The sequence below is a fragment of the Pseudomonas sp. CFBP2511 genome, from assembly GCF_030209255.1.
GTDB lineage: Bacteria > Pseudomonadota > Gammaproteobacteria > Pseudomonadales > Pseudomonadaceae > Aquipseudomonas > Aquipseudomonas avellanae.
On record NZ_JARVSI010000018.1, the window covers coordinates 89,485 to 114,307 of the forward strand.

The window sequence follows — 24,823 nt, forward strand, 5'->3', positions numbered from 1 at the left end:
CGCTTTCAGGGGCCTTCGGCTCGCTGTCTGATTGCGCGCAGCGTGAACGGTCAATGCCGTTCATGCGCAGGCTCTGCAATCGAGTCTTCATCTGCTATTTCAGTCGTTGGCTTGAAGTCGCCGTTCAGCAGTCGATGCAGGCGTGATTGCGATTCGGTGTAGTGTCGCGTCTGCGTCGCATGCCCGTCAGGCGCGATGTCCTTCAGTGTTGGCGCCTGTCCGGCAGGGGCCATCTGCTCCACGGCTTGCAGGACAGCGCTGTAAAGAGGGTTCAGATCTCGCATGTTGTTCTCCCTGAAAACAGCTTCGGCAGCCGATGGATGGCCAATCATCCGCCTCAATCCGTTCGAGGCGTTTCACTGAAGCCTAAGCGAGTTTCTGCGCGACCTCAGACGGTTTTCGCATAGGCGCTATGCCAGAAAAAACGGTGTTTCAGGGGGGATACACGGCTGTTGCGTTCAACGCTTTTGCAGCGTTTTTTGCCTGAGGATGTAAATCGTCACCAACACGGCGCTGGTCAGCATGAACCCGCGAGCCCAGTTGGAGGGCACCAGATAGCACGACAGGCCGATGCTCAGCCACATCATGCCGATAGCGTACACCTTGCCCTTGAGCGGGATGCCGTTGCCTTCGAGGTAGTCACCAATCCACGGGCCAAGTTGCCGATGGTTGATCAGCCAGTGGTAGAAGCGCGCAGAGCTGCGGGCGAAGCAGGCGGCGGCCAGCAGCAGAAAGGGCGTGGTGGGCAGCACCGGCAGGAATATCCCGATGACGCCCAATGCCACGCTCAACCAGCCAACGGCCATGAGCAGGTAGCGCACCCACCCGTGACGGCTGGTGCGCGGTGGGTCTTGCGCCATAGGCGCTGACTCAGTGGTGGCGGGGTTTGAGGATCGCCGGTTTTTCGTCCGGTGCCTGGCACAGCAGGTACAGGGCCGTCAGTGCTTCAGGGATCTGCACGATCATGTCGTCCATCAGGTTGGCGTCCTGAGCGATGTCGGCGAATTCAGGTTGCTCGTCGAACAGCCCCGAACCGACCATGATCGGCAGGAGCATTTCGCTGACTTCTTCTTCGGCGCTTTCGAACCAGGCGTTCTCACGCAGGAACACGCCTTCCATGAAGCCGATGCACCAGCCGCGCAAGTCCGAATCATCCGGGTCGTCGCCCAGGTCCAGGTCGCAGGGCAGTTCGAACTCTTCGTCCGATGCCAGTTGGCGGGCAATGTGCGCCTTGAGTGCAACCAGTGTCGCTTCGACCTCGGTTTGTTGTGCTATGTCGGAATACTGTGGCGGCTCGGAGAACAGCGCGTCGATCCACTCGCGCTCCGGCACGTCTTCGGCACAGATGGACAAGGCGGTCAGGTAGCCGTGCGCGGCCACGTAGTCCAGTGCTTCTTCGTGCAGTTCATCTGCATCGAGGAAGACTTGCAGGCGGGTTAATTGCTCAGCGAAGGACATGGAAGCGCTACCTTGAAAATAAACGATGCTGGATTCTAGGCCTTGAGCGTCCGTGGCGCCAGCGCGCAGGCCAATTGCAGTTAATTTCGACCGCTGATGTCCGAGCCATCCAATGCTCCCGAGCGCTCGGGTATACTCCTGCGTTTTGCAGTGCAGCAGGATATTCCGGGGTTTTTATGCTTGAGCAGGCACAACGCGTACTTAAAGACATCTTTGGTTACGACAGCTTTCGTGGTCGCCAGGGTGCCATTATTGAGCGTGTAGCCAACGGCGGCGATGCACTGGTGCTGATGCCGACCGGTGGCGGCAAGTCCCTGTGTTTTCAGGTGCCCGGGCTGTTGCGGGACGGTCTCTGCGTGGTCGTTTCGCCGCTTATCGCGCTGATGGACGATCAGGTTGCCACCCTCGATGAGCTGGGCGTTTCTGCCGCGGCGCTCAATTCCACTCTCAATGCCGAGCAACAGCGCGAACTGGCCAACCGTATCCGTCTGGGCGAAGTGAAAATGCTTTACCTCGCCCCGGAGCGCCTAGTTCAGCCGCGCATGCTGTCATTCCTGCAAAACCTGAAAATCGCCCTGTTTGCCATCGACGAAGCGCATTGCGTGTCGCAATGGGGCCATGACTTCCGCCCTGAATACCTGCAACTGGGGCAACTGGCCGAACTGTTTCCGGATGTGCCGCGCATCGCCCTGACCGCCACGGCAGACAAGCGTACCCGTGAAGAAATCGTCACGCGCCTGCACCTGCAGAACGCCGAACGCTTCTTGTCCAGCTTCGACCGGCCAAACATCTTCTACCGCATCGTGCCCAAGGAACAGCCGCGCAAACAGCTGCTGGCGTTCCTGTCCGAGCGGCGCAGCGATGCCGGTATCGTCTACTGCCTGTCGCGCAAGAAAGTCGATGAAGTGGCTGTGTTCCTCAGTGAAAACGGTTATCCCGCGTTGCCGTATCACGCCGGCTTGCCATCGGAAACCCGCGCCGCCAACCAGAAACGCTTCCTTAACGAGGAAGGCCTGATCATGGTCGCGACCATCGCGTTCGGCATGGGCATCGACAAACCCAACGTGCGCTTCGTTGCGCACATGGACCTGCCCAAATCGCTGGAGGCCTACTATCAGGAAACCGGCCGGGCAGGGCGCGACGGCTTGCCCGCCGATGCCTGGATGGCCTACGGCCTGCAAGACGTGCTGATGCTCAAGCAGATGTTGCAGAACTCCGAAGGCGACGAGCGCCACAAGCGCCTGGAGCAGCACAAGCTCGATGCCATGCTGGCCCTGTGCGAAGAAACCCGCTGCCGCCGTCAGACCCTGCTGGCCTATTTCGACGAAGACATGCCCAACCCGTGCGGGCATTGCGACAACTGTGTCGATGGCGTGCAAACCTGGGACGCCACCGAGCCCGCGCGTCAGGCGCTGTCGGCCATCTACCGCACCGGCCAGCGCTATGGCGTCGGTCATCTGGTCGATGTACTGCTCGGCAAATCCAACGACAAGGTCCAAAGCTTCGGTCATCAGCACCTGTCGGTGTTCGGTGTCGGCAAAGCGCGCACCGAAGCCGAGTGGCGTTCGCTGTTCCGCCAACTGGTCGCGCGCGGCCTCGCCGACATCGACCTTGAAGGCTATGGCGGCCTGCGCCTGAGCGACACCTGCCGCCCGTTGCTGCGTGGCGAGGTTTCTCTGGAACTGCGCCGCGACCTCAAACCACAAACCACCTCAAGAAGCAGCTCCGGCAGCCCGGCCAGTCAACTGGTGCGTGGCGAAGAGCGCGAGCAGTGGGAAGCCCTGCGTGCCCTGCGCCGCAAGCTGGCCGAAGAGCACGGCGTGCCGCCTTATGTCATTTTCCCGGACTCGACCCTGCTGGAAATGCTGCGCAGCAAACCGGGTTCGATGGCCGAGATGGCCAAAGTGAGTGGCGTGGGTGCGCGCAAACTGGAGCGTTACGGCGAGGCCTTCCTTGAAGTGCTCAGCGGCAAGGCCGAGGCGCCGCAAGTGGTTGCCGACATTCGCCATGAGCTGATCAGCCTGGCGCGTGCGGGCATGACCCCGACACAGATCGCCGGCCAGTTGCAGTGCTCGGAAAAGAATGTCTACACCCTGTTGGCCGAGGCCATCGGCAAGCAGCAGTTGTCCATCGAGCAGGCGCTCGATTTGCCGGAAGATCTGTTGGGCGAGGTGCAGGATGCCTTTCTCGACGGCGAAGGTGAGCTGCCGCCGGTCGCGGCGATTGCCGAGCAATTTGCCGGTCGCGTGCCGGAGGGCGTGCTGTATTGCGTACGTGCGGCGCTGCAATCTGAATTTGAGGTATAACGGCGTGCGACGAAACGTCACCGCCCCATGCTTGCCTGATCATAAGGACCATGCTTAGCTCGCTAATAATTAGTTTGAATCACGAGTTACCTTATGCCATTGACTGACGAACATCGTTTCGGGATGCAACTCGGACACCTCACCCGGGGCTGGCGCGCCGAGCTGGATCGTCGGCTGGCTGATCTCGGCCTTTCTCAGGCGCGCTGGCTGGTACTGTTGCACCTCGCCCGTTTCACCGAGTCGCCCACCCAGCGCGAGCTGGCGCAGAGTGTGGGAGTAGAAGGCCCCACCCTGGCGCGTCTGCTCGACAGCCTTGAAAAACAGGGGCTGGTTCAGCGCCAGGCAGTGGTCGAGGATCGCCGGGCGAAAAAGATTCTGCTCAGCGACACCGCCTTGCCCCTCATCGAAAAGATCGAAACCATCGCCAATGTCTTGCGCATCGAGCTGTTGGAGGGGGTCAGCGAGGACGATTTGCGAGTCAGCATGCGCGTGCACTCGCAGATTCTGGCCAATCTCGAAAGATCCTGAGACGAAGCGGCGGGTTCTCAACCATAATCGTGCAACGGATACTCAAGTCCATCTGATTAACGTGAGAAGCCTGCTGTGGTTTCAATAAGGGTTTGCATGCTCAAGAGTTCTCTGGCTGCTGTCGAAGGTGCAGGCCGTATGGCGCGCGAGTTGTTTTGCAAGGGCGCCATTGCGGCAGCGTTGCTGAGCTGTTCAACGATGGCGTCCGCGCTGGGGCTGGGCGAAATGAAGCTGCACTCGGCGCTCAACCAGCCGCTGAATGCTGAAATCGAGTTGCTGGAGACCGGCGGTCTCAGCAATGAGGACGTTATTGCCAGGCTCGCATCGCCCGAAGCCTTCGCCAAGGCAGGCATCGAACGGGTGTTCTTTCTCAATGACCTTCGTTTCACCCCCGTGCTGCGCGGTAACAGTGGCGTGATCAGGGTGGTTTCCAACAAGCCGGTCACCGAACCTTACCTGAGTTTCCTCGTCCAGTTGGCGCGCCCGAACGGCGATCTGCTGCACGAATACACCGTGCTGCTCGACCCTGCCACGTCACCGCAAGGGCTCGCTGCCACGCGCAGCCGCAATCAGCAGCGTTCGCTGAATGCTGCGCAGGAATCGCGCATGCCGGTCGCGCCACCGGCAGCGCTGCAAGGCAAACATTACAAGGTCGCCAGTGGCGACACGCTGAATGGCATCGCCAGCCGCCTGCAAGGGCCGGGCGGGAAAGTGTCGGCCAGCCAGATGGCCGAAGCCATTCGCGCGCTCAACCCTCAGGTATTTGCTGCAGGGGCAGGTTCCGCGCTTAAAGTCGGTCAGGACCTGTTACTGCCTGATTCTGCCGTAATGCCCGCCGTTGCCACAGCCCCCGCTGCAAGCGCAGTTGTAGCGCCGCCTGCCGAGTTGCAGCGCACCGCCGAGCAGCTGTCGGCGGCTGCTATCGAAAACCAGCAGTTGGCGCAGTCTCTGGAAGCGCTTAAAACTCAGACCCAGGAACTGCAAGAGCAGATGAGTGGCAAGGACAAGCAGATCACTGCGTTGCGCAGCGACCTTGCCCTGGCGCAGTCCGCCGCCCGACCTGCCGCACCCGCCACGCCGCCCTCGGCCCCGGCTCAGCCGGCGGTGACCGTTGCACCGAGCAGCGAGCCTCTCGTGAGCCTGCCAATACTGCTCGCGATACTGGCGCTGGTGCTTCTGTTGCTGGTGTATGCCTACTCGAAACGCCGTCAGCGTCGTCAGGCCACGGCACCTGTCGTTGCGCAGGATGACCCGCTGATCAAGCCTGCCCAGGCCGCCATGCTCCCTGTGTTCGAGGTGCCCGCCGTTGCGCCGCAGCCTGCCGCCCAGGCATCGCCATCGACGCTGGTCAAGGCTGCGACGCCGCAACGTCCGGCTGGCGCTGTGCCCGATGCGCTGGACGGTGTCAGCATTTACATTGCCTACGGGCGATTCAGCGAGGCAATGGGCATTCTGCGCAGCGCCCTGGAAACCCAGCCGGAGCGCGGCGACATTCGCATCAGGTTGCTGGAGTTACTGGCCGAGCAGGGCGATGGCAGCGGCTTTGTTCGCGAAGAGCGCTCAGCGCTTGAGCACGGCGTCGATCCGCAGACCATTCAGGACATTCGCGATCGCTTTCCACAACTCAAAGCGGCGGAGGCGGCCCCTGCTGCGTTCCTCCCCGCTGCTGCGGTCGTAGCAGCGTCCACGCTGTCTTTCGACAAAGCCGAACCAGAGCCAGCTGCCTACCTGCAACCGGACCTGGAGCCTGAGCCCCCGGCGCAACTGGACGAAACAGCCGCCGCGTCCCTCAACCCGCAGCAAACCGATGAATTCCAGCTGAACCTGGATGACCTGTCGATGGACGCCGACTGGGATCTGGTCGATCCGTTCGACACGCCGCCGCGCAGCAAGCCAGAGACCGTGACAGCGCCTGCGCCCGCTGAAGTCGACCCCGGCTTTTCTTCGGACCTGACTCGATTGCCGGAAGTCTTCGAGCTGTCGGATGAGCAATTTCTCAGTGATTTCTCCGAGCCGGATGGCATTGAGCCGATCGAGCCAATCGAAGTGGTTGCACCCGCCGCTGCCGACGATCTGAGCGACGAGTTTCTCGACAGCTTCATGAACGATGACGGGGATTTCGACCTGCTGGATCTTGAAGAGCCGCCGCTCAGCCAGATCAATCAAGCTCAGGTACTGATCGAGGAGGGCGACCTGGAGTCGGCTCGTGAAATCCTGCAACAGGTGATTGACGAGTCCGACGAAGAGCATCGGCGCATGGCGCGCGAGCTGTTGGCGGGCATCAGCTGATTCAGCGTTTTCGAGTATTGAGGGGGCCTGACCGGTCTGACGCCTAACGAAAGATCGGCCGAATCCCCCGGCATTTCGGATACCCCGCGCACCCCCAGAACTCTCCGGCATTCTGGCCGGTGCGGGCGACCTTGATCACCATCGGCTTCTTGCAGTGCGGGCAGGTGGGTACCACGGGCTTGGGCTGTGGCTTTGTAGCCGCGGGCTTGCGCGGCTTTTTCGTGCGCTTGGCCGGGCTGCTTTTGGCAGGTTGCGTGGGTTCGGATGATAGTGTCTCGGGCGCTGCCGAAGGCCTTTCCTGATTCGATGTCGAACCGGCAACCCGGCTCAACAGCCTGCGCAATTGGCTGATCAGGGCTTTCAGCGCTGAGGGTGTATGACCTGCCATTGGAATGCTCGAAGCCGTGTTCGCTAAAGGTCGGCATGGTGCAGGCATCTGCGGCATGAAGCAAACCGTCGACGCGCACCTGCACTGTGACGCGTACCTCAATGTTACCTGCCGATGACGCTAATTCCCGGACACCGCTAAAGACCGACCCTGCGCGGGCGATAAACTCTGCACTCGGGCTGTTGGTTGCCACTTTGAACGACTGTGCTAAACCTTCAGGGATTACCCGGACTATCGAGTATTATCAGGGAGTGGATTTTCAATGCGCGTCAACATGCCTATCACCCAGACTGAACGGACTTTTCCGGCATCTGAACGCCTCATCTCCACCACCGACCTCAACAGCCAGATCACCTATTGCAACGACGCCTTCGTCACGTTGAGTGGCTTCACCCGCGAAGAGCTGATCGGCCAGCCGCACAACCTGGTGCGCCACCCGGACATGCCCGCCGCGGTCTTTGCTCATATGTGGGAAACCATCAAACAGGGCAAACCCTGGATGGGCGTGGTCAAGAACCGCTCCAAACAGGGCGATTATTATTGGGTCAGCGCCTACGTCACTGCTGTCTACGAAAACGGTCGGATCGTCGGCTACGAATCGGTGCGCTCGCTGCCGACCCGCGATCAAGTGCGCCGCGCCGATGCCTTGTATGCACGGCTGCGTGCCGGTAAATCGTCGGTCTCGGCGACCAGCACCGCTGCCTATCACCTGGTTCGCCAACTGCCGATGATCCTCTGCGCCCTGGCACTGGCTGCCGGCGTCTACCTGCTGGACGATCTGCCTTCGATCATCATGATTCCGATCGTGATGGTTGTGCTGGGCGGCTTTCTGGAAATGCGCCAGCGCCGCAGCATTCGCAGCACCCTTGAAGAACACCCCAAAGCGTTCACCAGTTCACTGGTTGCGCTGACCTACAGCGACAACCGTGGCCCGCAGGCGCAGCTCGATCTGGCCATGCTCAGCGAAGAAGCCCGCCTGCAAACGGCCCTGACGCGCCTGGCCGATACTGGCGAGAGCGTGCGCCAGCATGCCGGTCGGTCGGCGCAATTGTCGCTGCGCCAGGCCGAGTCGCTTGATCAGCAACGCAGCGAGGCCGATCAGTCGGCCACGGCCATCAACCAGATGGCGGCGACCATTCAGGAAGTGACGCACAACGTACAGAGCACTGCCCATGCTGCCGAAGAAGCCGACAAGCTGGCGCAGCAGGGGCGTGGTCTGGCTGATGACAGCCTGTTGGCGATTCGGCACATGGCCAACTCGGTTACTGACATCGGTCAGGCGGTGGGCGAACTGGCCGATGCCACGCAGTCGATTGGCAGCGTGGTCGATGTGATTACCTCGATTGCCCAGCAAACCAACCTGTTGGCGCTCAACGCCGCCATCGAAGCGGCGCGTGCCGGTGAGCAAGGGCGTGGTTTTGCGGTGGTCGCCGACGAAGTTCGTTCGCTGGCGTCACGCACCCAGACCTCGACCGAACAGATCCAGCAAATCATCACCTCCCTGCGCGACGGCGCCGCCCGTGCGGTCCTGACTGCCAACAAAGGCGAGCAGATCTCCAAGGAAAGCGTCGCCAGTGTCGAAGCCGTGCAGAAAGCCCTGGACGGTATCAGCCAATCGGTAACGCGCATCACCGGCATGAGCCAGCAAATGGCCTCGGCGTCGGAAGAGCAAAGCCACGTCGCGGAAAACATCAGCCAGCAAATCACCCGCATCGCCCAACTCTGCGACCAAAGCGCCGGCCAGGCACAGCAAGGCTCGCAGATCAGCACCGAACTGGAAGAAATGGCGCAATACCTGCACAGCCTGGCAGAGCGCTTCAGCCGGTAATTTCAACAACGTGCGACGCAGAGCGTCGCGAACTGCATTCCCACGCTGGAGCGTAGGGAACGATGATTGATGTCAACTATCGTGCGCCGCTCCGCGTCGCACGCCGTTCCGGACGCTCTGCGTCCTCTTTTGCGACGCAGAACGTCGCGAACTGCATTCCCACGCTGGAGCGTAGGGAACGATGATTGATGTCAACTATCGTGCGCCGCTCTGCGTCGCATGCCGTTCCGGACGCTCTGCGTCCTCTTTTGCGACGCAGAACGTCGCGAACTGCATTGCCACGCTGGAGCGTAGGGAACGATGATTGATATCAACTATCGTGCGCCGCTCTGCGTCGCATGCCGTTCCGGACGCTCTGCGTCCTCTTATTACTTTAGTTAACGTGTGTCACTAATTACCTTAATGCCTATTCCTTGCTGTGCGACAAGGCATAACAGTTTTAATCAATAATTTATATTGTCCGACAATTCCATCGTCGCCCATCAAGTTAGTGTTGACCTTGAAGGTTTTAATCAACGCTCGAATACATTTGTGTACAACTAAATAGCCACTATCGATTTGAGTGGATTGCGTTAATAAACCAAATAAGTTCAATAAATTCATGCAGATATCACTGGATTAAATACCCAAAGATGGCACTCGTGAATACCTGTCACTCTGTATCAAAACTGAAATAAAACGGTTGCCAAGTATGTAACTGCGGACTATGTTTTGGCTGCGCTCAATCAGGAGCCGACCATTAGCAGGTGTGCAGGGATGCAAAAGTCGAAGTGTGTGAGTGCTGCCCGTTATTCTTCAAAAACCGTAGCAGCTGGTGCATTGTGCGCGCTGTCTTTTACTTTCGGCTGTTCGGCCTACGCTGATTATGTCGAGCAGGGAAAGTTGGGTGATGCGGCCAGTTGGCGTTCAGCAGAGTTCCAAAGTGACTGGGGCCTGGGCCGCATTCAGGCTGATCAGGCCTACGCTGCTGGCATGACGGGCGCAGGGGTCAAGATCGGTGCGCTGGACTCGGGTTTCGATCCGTCTCACCCAGAAGCCAGCCCGTCCCGCTTTCAGGCAGTAACCGCCACGGGCACTTACGTCAACGGCACACCGTTCAGCGTCACCGGCGCGATCAACCCCAACAACGACACCCACGGTACGCACGTCACCGGCACCATGGGCGCGGCGCGCGATGGCGTGGAGATGCATGGCGTGGCGTACAACGCGCAAATCTACGTTGGTAACACCAATCAGAACGACAGCTTCCTGTTCGGCCCCAACCCGGACCCGCAGTATTTCAAGGCGGTGTACGGCGCACTGGCTGATGCTGGCGTGCGCGCCATCAACAACAGCTGGGGCAGCCAGCCGGCCGACGTGACCTACGCCACCGAGTCGGGCGTGCGCGCCGCCTATGCCCAGCATTACAACCGTGGCACCTGGCTGGATGAAGCGGCCAACGTCTCACGCAAGGGCGTGATCAACGTGTTCAGCGCTGGCAACTCCGGCTACGCCAACGCCAGCGTGCGCGCCTCTTTACCGTATTTCGAGCCGGACCTCGAAGGCCACTGGCTGGCCGTGTCGGGCCTCGACGCCTCCAACGGTCAACGCTACAACCAGTGCGGCCTGTCCAAATACTGGTGCATCACCATGCCCGGCCGGCTGATCAACAGCACCGTGCCAGGCGGCGGTTACGGCATCAAGTCCGGCACCTCAATGTCTGCACCGCATGCCACCGGCGCACTGGCGCTGGTGATGGAACGCTTCCCGTACCTGAACAACGAGCAGGCGCTGCAAGTGCTGCTGACCACCGCCACCCAGCTCGATGGCTCGGTCACTCAGGCACCGACCACCAGCGTCGGTTGGGGCGTGGCCAATCTGGAGCGGGCGATGCGCGGTCCCGGTCAATTGCTCGGCACCTTCGACGCCAACCTCGGCACAGGCTTGACCGATACATGGAGCAACAATATCTCCGATCAGGCGTTGATTCAGCGTCAGGCCGAAGACACTGCCGAACACGCCACATGGCAGCAAACACTGATCAGCAAAGGCTGGCAAAACGGCGTCGCCAGCACTGCCAGCCAGCAGGACCAGGCCGACTACGCCACCGGCAGCGCCCGTACTGCCGCCGCTGCACAGCGCCAGTACCAAGGCAGCCTGATCAAATCCGGTGCGGGCCGGCTGATTCTGCAAGGTGCCAACACTTATCGTGGCGAAACGCTGGTCAACGGCGGCGTGCTGTCGGTCAACGGCTCGCTGGTGTCCGCCGTGCAGGTCAACGCGGGCGGCACGCTGGGCGGCAATGGCCAGATCGGCGGGCTGACTGCGCGTAACGGCGGCGTGGTCGCGCCGGGCAATTCCATCGGCACCTTGCAGGTCAACGGCAACGTCCTCCTTGAGCCAGGTTCGACCTACGCCGTAGAGCTTTCGCCCGCCGCTAGCGACCGCATCGTCGCCACCGGCAGTGCCACCGTGTCAGGTGCCAACATGACCCTGGCGCTTCTGGACAACACCCCGGTTGCCTTGAATTCTGTACCCACCCAAAGCGTTGCAGGCCGTCAGTACAACGTGCTGCAGGCCGCCAATGGCATCAACGGCCAGTTCGGCTCAGTCACTTCAAACTACGCTTTTCTGGGCGGCCGACTCGACTACGCAGCCACCGGCGTTGCGTTGAACATCGAGCAAACAGCCGCCTTCAACAGCGTTGCACGAACCCCTAACCAAGCTGCCGTGGCGACGGCCGCCGAACAACTCGGTGCAGGCAACGCGGTGTACGAAAACCTGTTACTCACGCAAAACCCGGCGTCTGCCCGCGACAGCTTTCAGCAATTGTCCGGCGAGATTTACCCGGCGATTGGCAGCGTGCTGATCAACGACAGCCGGCAGATTCGCGATGCGGTGGGCGAGCGTCTTGGGGCCAGCGTGTTTGGCAGCGAGGGCAACACTGCAGCGCAAGACAATGTATGGATTAAGGCCCTGGGTGCCTGGGGCAAGACCGATTCGCGTGATGACACCGCCGGTTACACCACCTCGCTTGGCGGCCTGCTGGCGGGCGTCGATGGCAACGTTGCCGACGACACGCGTCTGGGCGCCGTCGCGGGTTACAGCGACAGCTCGTTGAACATGGGCTCGGGCACACATTCCCGGGCCTCGGTGGACAGCTACCATCTGGGCGCTTACGTCGGCCATGAAATCGGCGCACTGCGCCTGACCCTCGGCGGCGCACACAGCTGGCACCGCATCGATGCACAACGTGACGTGCAGGTCGGCGGCGCAGCAGGCAAGGAAAAAACCAAACACGATGCCCAGAGCACGCAAGTGTTCACCGAAGCGGCGTATCGCATCCGCTTGCAACCCGCGACCCTCGAGCCGTTCGCTAATCTGGCCTACGTCCACCTCAACACCGACAGCTTCACCGAGAAGGGCGATGCGGCGGCGCTGTCTGCCGGTAGCGATAACCGTGATGCCGTGCTCAGTACCCTCGGCCTGCGCGCATTGAAAACAATCGCAATCACCGAACGGCAAAAGGTCGACCTGACCGGCAGCCTCGGCTGGCAGCACAACCTGAGCAGCATCGATTCCGAACAGCACCTGGCATTCGCCTCGGGTGGTGGCAGTTTCGGCATCGAAAGCTCGCCGCTGGTCCGCGATGCGGCACTGGTCGGCGCCCACGCCAGCGTTGCGCTGAGCAAGGACGCGAGGATCAGCCTCGATTACAGCGGCCAACTGGCCAGCCGTGAAAAAAGTCATGGTGTTGGCCTGAGCCTTGACTGGCAGTTCTGACGCAGGCAGTACCCAACTCCAACCCAAGCCCCCAACCAAAAAGAACGACGCGCATGCAGATGCATGCGCGCGCGGATTCGTGCGCGTTAACTAAGGACGGTAGTTTCATGAAAGATGCATCCACCACCCGACACACCTCTGTCACACCGCTGCGCCATGCCATTGGGGCCATCAACCGCGCTTCTTGCGGCGCACTGGCCTGTTACCTCGCGACCTTGGGCGTGGCACATGCTGCGCCCTACGTGGAAGCAGGGCAGGCGGGCACTGCCGCCAGCTGGCGCAGCGCCGAATTCAATGCCGACTGGGGCCTGGGCGCGATCAACGCCGATCAGGCTTACGCCGCTGGCTACAGTGGCAAAGGCATCAAACTGGGCATCTTCGACCAGCCGGTCTACGCCCCGCACCCGGAATTCTCCAGCGCCAACAAAGTGGTCAATCTGGTCACCAGCGGCATTCGCGAATACACCGACCCGTACATCCCGGTGAAGGCGGGCGACGCCTTCCGCTACGACGGCGCACCGACCCTGGACTCCGGTGGCAAACTTGGCAACCACGGCACCCACGTGGGCGGCATCGCCGGTGGCGACCGTGATGGCGGGCCGATGCACGGCGTGGCTTACAACGCGCAAATCCTCAGCGCCGACAACGGCGACCCAGGCCCGGAAGACGGTATCGTGCTGGGCAACGACGGCGCGGTGTATCAAGCGGGCTGGAACGCATTGGTCAACAGCGGCGCAAGAGTCATCAACAACAGCTGGGGCATCGGCATCACTGATCGCTTCGATAAAGGCGGTCGCGACCCGGCGTTCCCGCACTTCACCGTGCAGGACGCGCAAGTGCAGTTCGACCAGATCCGCCAGATCCTCGGCACCCGCCCGGGCGGCGCGTATCAAGGTGCGATTGACGCAGCGCGCAGCGGTGTCGTGACCATTTTCGCCGCGGGCAACGACTACAACCTCAACAACCCCGACGCAATGGCCGGGCTCGGTTACTTCGTACCGGGCATCGCCCCCAACTGGCTGACCGTTGCAGCCCTGCAACAGAACCCCGACGCTGCCGCCGCCGCGACCACGCCTTACACGCTGAGCACCTTCTCGTCGCGCTGCGGCTACACCGCCAGCTTCTGCGTTTCGGCACCGGGCACGCGCATCTATAGCTCGGTCCTCAACGGCACCAGCCTCGAAGACCTGACCGTCGGCTGGGCCAACAAAAACGGCACCTCGATGGCCGCACCGCACGTGGCAGGCAGCATGGCCGTGTTGATGGAGCGCTTCCCGTACATGAACGGCGCACAGGTCGCCGACGTGCTGAAAACCACCGCCACCGACCTCGGCGCACCGGGCGTCGATGCGCTATACGGCTGGGGCATGATCAACCTCGGCAAAGCCGTCAACGGCCCGAGCATGTTCGTCACCGAGGCAGACATTCCGGCTGAGTTCCGCATCAACGGCGCGTATGGCGACAGTCAGTTCGTCGTGGATTTACCCGGCGTCGGCGCGATTGTCGATGCCGGCAAACCGACCCAGCGCACCTGCACCGGGTTGCAATGCGGGCTGGACGTGTGGAGCAACGCCATCGCCGGCCACGGTGGCCTGACCAAACAAGGCATTGGCACGCTGGTGTTGAGCGGGGCCAACAGCTACAGCGGCCCGACGCTGGTCAATCAAGGACGCCTGGCCATCAACGGCTCGCTGGCCTCGGCCGTCACCGTCAACAACGGCGGCGTACTGGGCGGCAACGGCAGCGTTGCGTCCTTGACCGCCAACCAGGGCGGCACCGTCGCGCCGGGCAACTCCATCGGCACCCTGCAAGTGGCGGGCGACCTCAACCTGACGCCGGGCTCGACCTACGCGGTGGAATTGTCACCCACCGCCAGCGACCGCATCGTGGTCGGCGGCACCGCCACCGTAAGCGGCGCCAACATGGCCCTGACGCTGGAAAACGACAACGCCGCTTTGCTCAGCAGCAACCAGACCCGCAGCGTCATCGGCCGCCAATACAACGTGTTGCAAGCGGCTGGGGGCATTCAGGGCCAGTTCGGTTCGGTCACCGACGATTACGCGTTCCTCGCTGGCAACCTGGCTTACACCGGCAGCGGCGTAACCCTGGCCCTTGAGCGTAACGGCGACAGCTTCGCCAGCGCTGCGCAAACCGACAACCAGCGCAGCGTGGCCCAAGCCATCGAACAACTGAGTGTTGGCAATTCGGTGTACGAGAGCGTCATCCTCAGCCCGGACACCGCCACCGCCCGCCGCGCCTTCACCCAACTGTCGGGCGAAGTGCATCCAGCCATCGCCACGCAACTGATCAACGACAGCCGCCAACTGCGCGACGCCGTGGGTGATCGCCTGCGCGTCGCTGGGCTGTACGACCAGCCAGTGCCGGGCAGCGAAGACAACTCGGTGTGGGTCAAGGCACTCGGCGCGTGGGGCAAAAACGCCGGCAGCAGCGACGCTGCCAGCTCTACCTCATCGCTTGGTGGCCTGCTGGCAGGCGTCGATGGCCTGATCAACGATCACACCCGACTGGGCGCAATGGCAGGTTACAGCGACACCTCGCTCAGCCTGGGCGACGACACCCACTCGCGTGCCTCGGCAGACAGCTACCACCTGGGCGCGTATATCGGCCACGAACAGGGCCCTTTGCGCCTGACCGCTGGCGCTTCGCACAGCTGGCACCGCATCGACGTGAAACGCGACCTGCAATTCGGCGCGTTTTCCGACCGCCAGAAAGTCAAACGTGATGCCCAGTCGAGCCAGGTCTTCACCGAAGCCGCCTACCGCCTCAACCTGCAACCGCTGACACTGGAACCGTTCGCCAACCTGGCCTACGTGCACTTCGACAGCGACAGCTTCACCGAAAAAGGCGGCGCCACGGCTCTTAAAAGCAGCGACGACACCCGCGACACCGTGCTCTCGACCCTGGGCATGCGCGCCGGCAACCGCTTCAACCTCAACGACACCCAAAAACTCGACGTCTCCGCCACCCTCGGCTGGCAGCACAACCTGAGCGACACCTCGGCCGAACAACACCTGGCTTTCGCCAGCGCAGGCAACAGCTTCAACACCCAAAGCGTCTCAATGGACCGCGACGCCGCCGCAGTCGGCGCCCGCGCCAGCCTGGCGCTGGGCAAGGACGCACGCATCAACCTGGACTACAACGGCTTGCTGGGTGCGCGGGATAAGACCCACGGTGTGGGCTTGTCGCTGGATTGGCAGTTCTGATGGAGGATGCTTGCGGGGTGCAGTAGCCCCGCAGGTACTCGGTAATACCTATCGTGCCAATGCTCCGCGTTGGCATGCATTTCGTGACGCTCCGCGTCACATTCAAGCCATCAGGCAAATATCAGATTACCCACGAATCCAAGCTTCTGCCCGGAGGGCGTAGGAGCGAACTTGTTCGCGATCTGCCGGGAACCGGCAGCAAGACCTATGTATGCGGTACATCATTTGCAAACCAAGTCTCAAGGTCGGGCTATTCAAACCTCTCCAAAAAATATCTTCTCAAATAACCCGAATCCCCAACAACCACCTCAATAAACAAAGTTTGATGGCCCAATAGCATCATGGTAAAACCTTGCAACAGACACCCGTCTGCACTCGCTAAGGAATAGCCATGAAAAAGACAGGGACAGGCTTCGTCGCCATACTCGCATTGCTCTGCGCCTTCTCCGCACACGCCAGAGAAACCCAAGTTACAGACGTCTCAATCGTCAACGCCATCATCCAGGAATCCATCGACAGCTACCCCGGCCGCTGCCCGTGCCCCTACAACTCTGCCAGCAATGGCAGTCAATGTGGCAAACGCAGCGCGTACAGCCGCAAAGGCGGCTACGCACCCACCTGCTTCAAGGAAGACGTCACCAAAGAAATGATCAGCGACTACCGCCGCCGCCTGAAAAACTGATCCGACGAGACACAATTGCCGTCACCGACATGTCACGGCCATCACTCCGCATTCAACCCAACCGAGAAACAGGCAGCACCGCCCGCCACCACGACTTCGCCAAGCGATGCGGCCGCGCATCACCCTGCATCTGCGGGTGCGCCAACAGCATCGGCATATCCCGCAACCGTATCCACGGCTCGCCGTGCCAGTGCAACATACTCACCGACAACCCCGGCCACTGCAGCATGCTCAGGTTCGGCGTACAGTCATCAAACGGCACCTGCCCATCTCGCAACGCAGGCACCACCTCGTTGGTAATCCACTGCCGCAAGCCACGATTCTCCGCGTGATAGTGATGCACCATCATCGCGTACGCCCCCGACTCACTGATCATCAGTTCCGGCTCAGCTTCGCCGTGCAGGTCGAGCGTGATCGTCCGGTGTTGGTCTGCGTCCAGCTTGCGCAGCGTCCGCTCGTTCAATGGCCAGCCGATCATGCGACCCAGATCGCGGGCGCTGAACCAAGGTTGGTTTTCGAGGAGGAGGGCGAGGAGCTGGCGGTTGTGGCGGTGGAAGGGGGTTGGGGTAAAACCGGTAAAAACCTCTTGTGCCTGACGAGCACTGCCCCGGAAAAGATTGTTTAACATGCTGACCTCTACGTATGAGCTGAAATAACGTTAAAGACCAACGCAGAGCGGGCGTAAGAAATCCCAACTGAGCGGCTCAGCAAAGTCGAGATTCCCGTTCAATCAGAACGATTGGAATCTGGAGCTAATGCTTGAACTCACTGTGTCTACGTTGGGTGTTTCTTAGGCACCGGCGCATACGATACGGGCGGTAGCGATATTTAGATATCGGACTGAGGAGGGTGAGGCTGTCAGGGTTTTCTGATTTTTCAGGCGTACATCGGATCTCAGCAACTCCTATCGTTCCAACGCTCTGCGTCGCATGCTCAACTGCTGTCTAGGGACCAAAATTTCAGGGCGTGAATGAGAATTTTTAAATCTAAGTTTGGCCGTGTGCGAATAACAAAGAAAAGATATAGGGTTTTCAAAAGGTACTTATACAGGTAGTGTGTAAGCTGTATATTGAAAGCTATTTATAAATAATAGCTCATGCCGGAGCCTGGCTAGGTATGATACATATACTGTTAATTATCTGATCTGGTTCTTCTTCGAGTGGAGCACCCCATCCGCCTATCTCGATTTCTCCATATTTACTATCGGTATAGAACCATTCCAGGGCGTCATCGAAATCCAGATCTGTTAGCGGCAGTAGCTTTGATACATTGCTTCCTAAAACAAGTCCTCCGGGCAATTCTCCCTTGTATATAAATTGCTCAGCAGAGTCGCCCGGAAAGCTAAAGTTATCGACTTTTAAAAAAGTGACTTTCTCGTGCCTCAACACAATAGATAGCGCAGGTATCCCTTTGAGTAGTCTGTCTATAACTGTATCGTCATAAAGCGAAAATTCGTAACCGCTTTCGCCATTAGAGTCCGGGTTGTAAGTTTTTAATCTTAGAATTGGGGAGTCCTCGAATTGATAAAGTGAGTTCTGTTCATCTATCAAGTACCGATCAAGCACGGAACTCACGAGCTTTGCACTGGCATACATGGGAATGCCAGCCAGCGATTTGCATGGAACTATGGGTGCTATCCATGAGATTTTAAAATCCTCAGTTGACACTGGTGCATCTCCTTAGGTTTTGGATTTTCGATTTCATTTTGGTATAACACAAACTGCGGTGATGTGCTGATCTGGTTCGTCTTCAAGAGGGACACCCAAACCAGTCACCTCGACCTCACCATATTTAGCGTCAGTGTAGAAAAACTCTTCGGTCTCATCGAGCTCAAGTCGGGTGTAGGGTAGAAGTTCGGAAACTAAACTCCCCAGACCGATATTTCCAGGAAGAGTCCCCTTGTAAATATAGTTTTCAGCTTCATCTCCAGAGAAGCTAAAGGTATAAATTTTTATAAAAGTGACTTTATCGTTTCTTAATGAAATGGACAGCGCTGGCTTACCCTTAAGTAGTCTGTTTATTACCGTGTCGTCAGAAAGCGAGAATGCGTAGCCACTATCGCCATCTGAATCAGGCTCGTAAATTTCCATCTTTAGAATTGGAGAGTCTTCAAACTGATACAGCAGGCCCTCTTCATCCACCACATACCGAGCGAGTACAGATTTCAAGAGTTTTGCACTGGCATGCACGGGGATGCCAGCCAGCGATTTACATGGGATGATGGGCGCTTCCCATGAGATTTTAAAGTCTTCAGTTGACATGGTTTTAACCTCCTGGCTCCTTAAATAATTTCGTATTCATGGTTGCTCATCCGGTACTACGCATATTGCTGTAATGATCTGGTTGGGTTTGTCCTCTAGGGGAACACACCAACCTGTGATTTCAACCTCCCCATAAAGTCGGTCTGTATAAAACCACTCTTCGCCTTCATCGAAATCTAGTTGCGTCAGAGGGAGGAGATCCGACACTGGGCTGCCTAGCTTTATACCGCCTGGTAAAGATCCTTTGTAAATAAAGTCACTTGCAGGATCGTTCGGAAAGCTGAAATTATATGCGGTTAAAGTAAAGACTTTTTTGTTTCTGACTTCAATAGATAAAGCAGGTGTTCCTTTAAGGTTTTTATGTATTATTCCTTCATCGGAAAGCCTAAATTGATAGCCGCCGTCGCCGTTATCATCCATGGAATATAAGTGTAAACGAAGTGTCGGGCCATTTTTGAATCTATATAGCTTATCTGTGGTGTTTATGAGATAGCTAGATAGTATTTTCTCGAGTGCGCCAGCACATGCGTTTAAAGGTATGCCAGCCAGTGAGCGGCAAGGAATAATCGGTGCGTCCCATGATATTTTATAATCATTTATTGATGTCATTCTGGTGTCCAAATATTTTTAGTTGAGTCAAATAAAACGCGCCGGCCTTGTGGGTTTAAATATATGGTGTTGTTATCGTAGTTTACGATTCCGCCGGTTTCGAATGTTGGTTTGTATTCGATAGGGTCAATTATTTTTATTTTGCTTTTGTCTATGTAAGTGATCTTGTAGTATTCGCCAATATGTTTTGAAGGTGTGAATTTTCCGGCAGTTGAAGGGCTGTATTGAATCTCTTTTATTCCCGTAGCACTACCTTTAATTTCAAATATTTGAGCGTTTTTTGAAGATTTAGCCCTAGGCGGCACATCAGTCACTGTTGCGCCATCCATAGTAAACGACTGCTTGATATCCTCTATGGTTTTTCCCCAAATACTCTCAGGTTTGTCCACGATGTTTCGAGGTATGCCTGCCTGTTCGGCCAGGTCTTCACGCAAACCGTCTCTGGCTAAGGCGGAGGTTGCCGGAATTTCATCCGGCATCTCTTCTGGAGGTTTCGGTTTCTCGTAGACCGGTTTAGGTATTGGTTCGGGATTTTTGACCGCGTCGTTGCTAGTGTTTGACGGTCGGCCAATGCTGTCAGATCTGGGCTCTGTCATTTTTAGCGGCGTTGATTCCGTAACCCGCAATTCTGGGTGCGCCAGCAGCTTCTGCTCGTTGCGAGCCAGCCAACCTGCAATTTGCTTGTTGGTCATGTCCGCTTGAAGCTTCGCGCTGCGTGCCGCAATGCCATCCAGGCTGCCTACGACCCCGGCCTTGATCTGACCTCGTGTGATGTAGGTAACAATAGCGGTCAGTAAGAGCATGACTAATTGCTCCTGACCTCTGGCAAGTTGCCGTGCGGCTGCGTCGATACGCTCATCAATCAACCATGCAGAAGCCCCTGTGGGATCAAGCCCTGGCGGTTTGACACCTTCTTCTGCGTTCCAGGCTGTGACCATGCCGTCATAAATGGTTGCGAGACAAGCAGGCAGCCCTTGATAGAAATACTCGGCGATGGCTGAAAGCCCCATGCCCAGAAGAATCAAGTTGCCTACTTGAGCGCCTATGCCACCACCGACTATGGCTCCGGGTACAGCACCCAGCCCGAATGCAAGCGATCCAGCAGCGCCACCAACCAGAGTCCCGACGGCGACGCTGCCGCCCATGATCATGGCGACCTCTTTGACCAGTTGCAGCAAGACAGGAAGAATTTCCGTGATATCAATGGAAGCCCACTTGCGCATCAGATTCAGCTGAATGATCGGGTAGGACTTGGCCATCGCCGATCTCACCGACTCGATGCGGTTTCCGCCGATACTGCCGAAGGCCAGCGTGGCCTCGTTACTGACTCGTCGCGTGAAGCCGTTCCAACCATCGTAAGCGCTCTCCCAGCCTTGATCGAAAGACTGATTCAGATGGCTGAATTTGTTTTCGAGATTTCGCTCGACATCGTCCCACCTGGGAACATTGGCTAAAAGATCCATTCACTCATCCCTGTCCTTGAAAGAGGTAAGTCCCGAGCCTCGCTCCCTGAGCCTTCGAATTCTAACGTGCCCGATAAGGTTTCGGGCAACGCCATTTTTCTCATCAGGGCAACGGACGGCAATAATGCCAATAAGTCATCATTCGATATCGTCAGAGACGTATCGACCGCTGTGCCTTGATTTATCTACATTTTATCTGAGCGTAACGCTTTAAAAAATTTTCGGTGGATTATCAAAAAAGAGAAGTGCTGCACCTTTGGCGGACTGCTCGCATGCCTCATCCAGAGCGGCTGTTCTCGGAACTTCGCTTTACCCATGCTGGCGATCTAGATACTGTTGTCGGACTTTTCCTACAAGGACGTTCGGCAATGCCTTCGCTTAATCAGATTTTCTTCGGTCCGCCCGGTACGGGGAAAACCTACGCCACAGTCGAAGCGACGTTGCAGATCCTTGATCAGCCTTTTCTTGCTAAAAATGCTGGTAGCCGATCAGCGCTGAAGGCTCGTTTCGACGAACTGCTCGCAGCAGGCGACGTACGCTTTGTGACCTTTCATCAGAGCTTCAGCTATGAAGATTTTGTCGAAGGGCTACGCGCTACAACTGACGAGCAAGGTCAGATCCGTTACGAAGTGGTGTCTGGCGTCTTTAAGAGTCTTTGCGAGTCAGTTGCGACTGAACTGAGCGGAAAGTACCGTGCATTCAAGGTCGGTGATCGCTACGGCACAGGCTATAAAGTGACCCGCGCCACGCCTGACGTGGTTGAGATAGAGAAGCCCCAAGGTAAACACCTCCCCATCGGCATGAGCCTGCTGAATACGCTCGCTTCTTATGTAGACGCCGGCACGTTCACTATCGAAGAACTGGGAAATGGTCGCTGGGACAAGAAAGTGCCGGGCTCCGTCCTTGATCCGTTCTTGGTGAACGGCTACAAGAACTTCTTGCCATCAATGGTCGAGCACATGCTGGGCAAAAACGAGGAGGGCTTATTTGAGCCTGCCCTCGTTCAACATAGCGACGCGAAGGTGTTGATCATTGATGAGATCAATCGTGGCAATGTCTCGCGTATCTTCGGTGAGCTGATTACGCTCATTGAACCTTCCAAGCGAGCAGGCGCAGACGAGGCTTTGGAAGTCACGCTGCCCTACTCAAAAGAACGTTTCAGCATCCCCGGCAACATTCACCTGATCGGCACCATGAACACCGCTGACCGATCCTTGGCCGCGCTGGATATCGCCCTGCGTCGTCGCTTCACCTTCATCGAAGTCCCGCCTAATCCAGAGTTGCTTGATGAAGTAGAAGTTGATGGCATCGCCATCGACGAATTGCTCAGCGTGATGAATCAACGCATAGCGGCCCTGCTTGATCGAGACCACTGCCTTGGCCACGCGTACTTCATGCCGCTCAAGGATGAGCCTACGTTGGAGCGGTTGGAAGGCATCTTCCGTGAGCAAATCCTGCCGCTACTTCAGGAGTATTTCTTCGAAGATTGGCAGCGCATTCAGTGGGTTCTCAACGATCAGCGCAAGGCCCCGGAAAATAGTTTTCTGATTCAGCCGAGCCAAGACCTCATTGCGTTGTTTGGGGATACGGTCACGGTTGGCCAGAGCAATGAGCGTTGGGAGTTGAATCTGCCAGCGTTCCAGAAGATTGAATCGTACCTGGGTGTGATTGATCACAACCTGAAAGTCGGTGCGCCGCTGGAAGCAAAAAACGTCAGAGCAGACGGGATAGATATAAGGCAGTCTGCCGATGGTCGTATCGATGTGTATCGCGGAGGTCAGCACATTAAGCCCGCAATGCCGCTGTTGCGCGAACTTGCGAGCAAGCACGGCATCTCCATTACGTCCGCGTCGGGTAGCGAGCTGAATACGCGGAGCCTCGGACGCAAGATCATTAAGTTTCTCAGCGAGCAGCAGGGGTGAAAACCACTGTTACGGTCCGAGAATATGCTCGGCTAACCACCGGCAATATTCCCAACCCGACGCTCGACGTAGCCCAAGTGTCGCCCTCGGCCTTCGACTGGCTCTGCGAAACCAGTTCACGCTTTAGCAAAGCTGGCGCAGCGCTGGTGCAAGTTGAAGGCCGCTGCTGGCTGAAACTCGACAATTACGTTGGCGCGCTTGAAACACCCTGCGGCACGCGAATCGAAATCCTGCCCAAGCATTTCGAACAAGGTGATTGCGTCCGGCAAAGCCGTGCTCTGCTCAGACGCATGATTCAGAAGTCACTGGACCTGCCGACCCGCAAGGTTGGTGCAACCGCGTTGCAGCGCTTCGATGCACCTTTGACTGAATGGATTATGAGCAGCTTTCTAGAAGCGCTCGACCACCTAATAAAGCGCGGCCTTCGCTTCGACTACCAGCGCGTGGAAGAAGAACAGCGGTATCTACGCGGCCAACTCAACACCGCCCGACAGATGCGCCAACCACCTGGCCGACAGCACCAATTCCAAATCCGCCACGACATATTCCAACCCGATCGGGCAGAGAACCGCCTCATCAAAACAGCGTTAGACATCGTCTGCAAAACCACTCAAGACCCTATTAACTGGCGCTTGGCTCATGAGCTGCGCTCACTGCTGCTAGAGATCCCCTCCAGCCGAGATACGACTCAAGATTTTAAACAGTGGCGTCGCGATCGGCTGATGGCTCACTACCAACCGGTAAAGCCGTGGTGTGAACTCATCATCCAACAGCAAACGCCACTGGCGATTGCAGGTGAGTGGCAAGGCATGAGCCTGCTGTTTCCGATGGAGAAACTGTTTGAACGCTACGTGGCCGCATGCCTGAGGGATTCACTGCCGCCAGACGCTACGCTGCATACCCAGCGCAGCAGCGAGTATCTGTGTACTCATGAGGGCAAGAAGGTTTTTCAACTGCGGCCTGATCTGATGATTACGCAGGGAGAGAAGAGCTGGGTGCTGGACACCAAATGGAAGCGGCTCGACAGCGAGATGGGCAGCAAAAACTATGGTCTGAGCCAGGCTGATTTTTATCAGTTGTTTGCTTATGGGCAGAAGTATCTGGGTGGGCAGGGGGATTTGGTGCTGATCTATCCGAAGCGAGGGGCGTTTCAGGAGGCGTTGCCGGTTTTTGAGTTTTCGGAGGGGTTGAGGTTGTGGGTGGTGCCGTTTGATTTGGATACGGGATATTTGATACGAGTGCCTTTCGACTTCCAAGGTATTACAGCTGATAAGCCTGATTGAGTGCCCATCGGTTTCCTCCCCGGCGAACCGTCAGTAGTTAAAATCCTGCGATTGCTTCGACGAGAGGGTGCGTGGGCAGGATACGTTCGTCATCAGGTTTCAGTAATGGTGAAATACCGGGCATTTATCTCGGGTTTTGAACCCAAAATGCGCCATTGCTATTTTGTGGTGGCAATATGCCTCATTAAGGTGTATTTATTGACTTGTTACCACCTTAATTTGGAGTTTTATGATGGACGATGACGTGAAAGCCATTGCTGCTACAGGCGCTGGAGCTGCTACTGGTGCCGCAGGTGCTGTAGGCGCAGTATCGACACTTGGAGCTGTTTCTGGTCTTGGGGCTGCGGGTATAACTTCTGGATTGGCAGCCGTCGGTGGTGTCGTCGGTGGTGGTATGGCAGCAGGATTAGCTGTAACTGCAGCCGCACCGATCGCCGTAGGCGCTATTGCGTATGGCTTGTACAAGTGGTTAAAAGACTAATAAAATAGCATCATTATTTTCACAAGATTTATGAATTTAATGAATCGTTGTTTTATTTTTAGTTACGGTTATGTTCAGTGCTGAAATAGGTCTACACCTGTTTCAGTCCCGGATTATTAGATGCGCCGTATGAGGCGTTTTAAAAGAACCTTGGTCAGTGCGACTGTTTTTGATGTGGACATGCACCGAGTCATTCACCATCTCAACCAAGTGCTCTGATCAATGCAGCAGAAGCCCTTTCCTCAAATAGTGATCGTCTATTTGCCATTGCTCTCTGACATTTTTCGTGAATATTGCTCATTTAAAAAGGGCTGTTCGTGGTTGTGATTGTTAGTAAAA

General features: G+C 57.6%; 19 protein-coding genes and 1 pseudogene. 11 read left to right on the top strand and 9 right to left on the bottom strand.

Annotation, left to right across the window (positions count from 1 at the left end):
- Positions 1-50: 50 nt before the first annotated feature.
- From QRN38_RS15520 to QRN38_RS15530, 3 genes are all read right to left on the bottom strand, one after another.
- Positions 51-284: a hypothetical protein gene (locus QRN38_RS15520; RefSeq protein WP_230857739.1), complete on the bottom strand. Its 234-nt coding sequence runs from the start codon at positions 282-284 to the stop codon at positions 51-53.
- Between the two features lie 174 nt (positions 285-458).
- Positions 459-860, bottom strand: a complete 402-nt coding sequence (locus tag QRN38_RS15525; RefSeq protein ID WP_007245678.1) for a YbaN family protein — start codon at positions 858-860, stop codon at positions 459-461.
- A gap of 10 nt (positions 861-870) precedes the next feature.
- Positions 871-1,458, bottom strand: a complete 588-nt coding sequence (locus QRN38_RS15530; RefSeq protein ID WP_005767637.1) for a UPF0149 family protein — start codon at positions 1,456-1,458, stop codon at positions 871-873.
- 176 nt (positions 1,459-1,634) lie between these two features.
- On the opposite strand from QRN38_RS15530, the gene recQ reads away from it, so the two are divergent.
- From recQ to QRN38_RS15545, 3 genes are all read left to right on the top strand, one after another.
- Entirely contained in the window at positions 1,635-3,764 is a 2,130-nt protein-coding gene (gene recQ / locus QRN38_RS15535; RefSeq protein WP_003381004.1) for a DNA helicase RecQ, read from the top strand.
- A 93-nt stretch (positions 3,765-3,857) separates the two neighbouring features.
- The gene (locus QRN38_RS15540) at positions 3,858-4,292 is read left to right on the top strand and encodes a MarR family transcriptional regulator (RefSeq protein WP_003381003.1); all 435 of its coding nucleotides are present in this window, start codon (positions 3,858-3,860) and stop codon (positions 4,290-4,292) included.
- 96 nt (positions 4,293-4,388) lie between these two features.
- On the top strand, positions 4,389-6,581 hold the full coding sequence (locus QRN38_RS15545) for a motility hub landmark protein FimV (protein ID WP_057419009.1): 2,193 nt from the start codon (positions 4,389-4,391) through the stop codon (positions 6,579-6,581).
- A gap of 43 nt (positions 6,582-6,624) precedes the next feature.
- On the opposite strand, the gene QRN38_RS15550 is transcribed toward QRN38_RS15545, so the two are convergent.
- The gene (locus QRN38_RS15550; RefSeq protein WP_057419010.1) at positions 6,625-6,969 is read right to left on the bottom strand and encodes a topoisomerase DNA-binding C4 zinc finger domain-containing protein; all 345 of its coding nucleotides are present in this window, start codon (positions 6,967-6,969) and stop codon (positions 6,625-6,627) included.
- Positions 6,970-7,243: 274 nt separating this feature from the next.
- Between QRN38_RS15550 and QRN38_RS28315 the strand changes: the two are divergent.
- From QRN38_RS28315 to QRN38_RS15570, 5 genes and pseudogenes are all read left to right on the top strand, one after another.
- Positions 7,244-7,513 (top strand): annotated as a pseudogene (locus QRN38_RS28315) (PAS domain-containing protein); the annotation flags it as partial.
- 249 nt (positions 7,514-7,762) lie between these two features.
- A complete protein-coding gene (locus QRN38_RS15555) occupies positions 7,763-8,797 on the top strand; it encodes a methyl-accepting chemotaxis protein (protein ID WP_375233361.1) in 1,035 nt (344 codons plus the stop codon).
- A 756-nt stretch (positions 8,798-9,553) separates the two neighbouring features.
- Positions 9,554-12,559, top strand: a complete 3,006-nt coding sequence (gene eprS / locus QRN38_RS15560) for an autotransporter serine peptidase EprS (protein ID WP_057419012.1) — start codon at positions 9,554-9,556, stop codon at positions 12,557-12,559.
- 107 nt (positions 12,560-12,666) lie between these two features.
- Positions 12,667-15,783 (top strand): autotransporter serine protease, encoded by a 3,117-nt coding sequence (locus QRN38_RS15565; protein WP_057419013.1) that lies wholly within the window; start codon positions 12,667-12,669, stop codon positions 15,781-15,783.
- A 391-nt stretch (positions 15,784-16,174) separates the two neighbouring features.
- Positions 16,175-16,465, top strand: coding sequence for a hypothetical protein (locus tag QRN38_RS15570; RefSeq protein WP_057419014.1), 291 nt, complete (start codon positions 16,175-16,177; stop codon positions 16,463-16,465).
- A 52-nt stretch (positions 16,466-16,517) separates the two neighbouring features.
- Here the strand turns inward: QRN38_RS15570 and QRN38_RS15575 are convergent, their stop codons facing one another.
- The 5 genes from QRN38_RS15575 to QRN38_RS15595 form a co-directional block, all read right to left on the bottom strand.
- Complete coding sequence (locus QRN38_RS15575; protein ID WP_057419015.1) at positions 16,518-17,093, bottom strand: BRO-N domain-containing protein; 576 nt, start codon at positions 17,091-17,093, stop codon at positions 16,518-16,520.
- A 466-nt stretch (positions 17,094-17,559) separates the two neighbouring features.
- Entirely contained in the window at positions 17,560-18,060 is a 501-nt protein-coding gene (locus QRN38_RS15580; RefSeq protein ID WP_057419028.1) for a hypothetical protein, read from the bottom strand.
- A gap of 105 nt (positions 18,061-18,165) precedes the next feature.
- A complete protein-coding gene (locus QRN38_RS15585; protein ID WP_081025497.1) occupies positions 18,166-18,726 on the bottom strand; it encodes a hypothetical protein in 561 nt (186 codons plus the stop codon).
- 36 nt (positions 18,727-18,762) lie between these two features.
- A complete protein-coding gene (locus QRN38_RS15590; RefSeq protein ID WP_233594476.1) occupies positions 18,763-19,335 on the bottom strand; it encodes a hypothetical protein in 573 nt (190 codons plus the stop codon).
- Positions 19,332-20,798: a DUF6861 domain-containing protein gene (locus QRN38_RS15595; protein ID WP_057419016.1), complete on the bottom strand. Its 1,467-nt coding sequence runs from the start codon at positions 20,796-20,798 to the stop codon at positions 19,332-19,334. The genes QRN38_RS15590 and QRN38_RS15595 overlap by 4 nt, the downstream gene beginning before the upstream one ends.
- 368 nt (positions 20,799-21,166) lie before the next feature.
- Between QRN38_RS15595 and QRN38_RS15600 the strand changes: the two genes are divergently transcribed.
- From QRN38_RS15600 to QRN38_RS15610, 3 genes are all read left to right on the top strand, one after another.
- Entirely contained in the window at positions 21,167-22,720 is a 1,554-nt protein-coding gene (locus QRN38_RS15600; protein WP_057419017.1) for an McrB family protein, read from the top strand.
- Positions 22,717-24,003: an McrC family protein gene (locus tag QRN38_RS15605; protein ID WP_057419018.1), complete on the top strand. Its 1,287-nt coding sequence runs from the start codon at positions 22,717-22,719 to the stop codon at positions 24,001-24,003. Before QRN38_RS15600 ends, QRN38_RS15605 begins: the two co-directional genes overlap by 4 nt.
- A gap of 232 nt (positions 24,004-24,235) precedes the next feature.
- Positions 24,236-24,484, top strand: coding sequence for a hypothetical protein (locus QRN38_RS15610; RefSeq protein ID WP_080395300.1), 249 nt, complete (start codon positions 24,236-24,238; stop codon positions 24,482-24,484).
- Positions 24,485-24,823 lie beyond the last annotated feature (339 nt).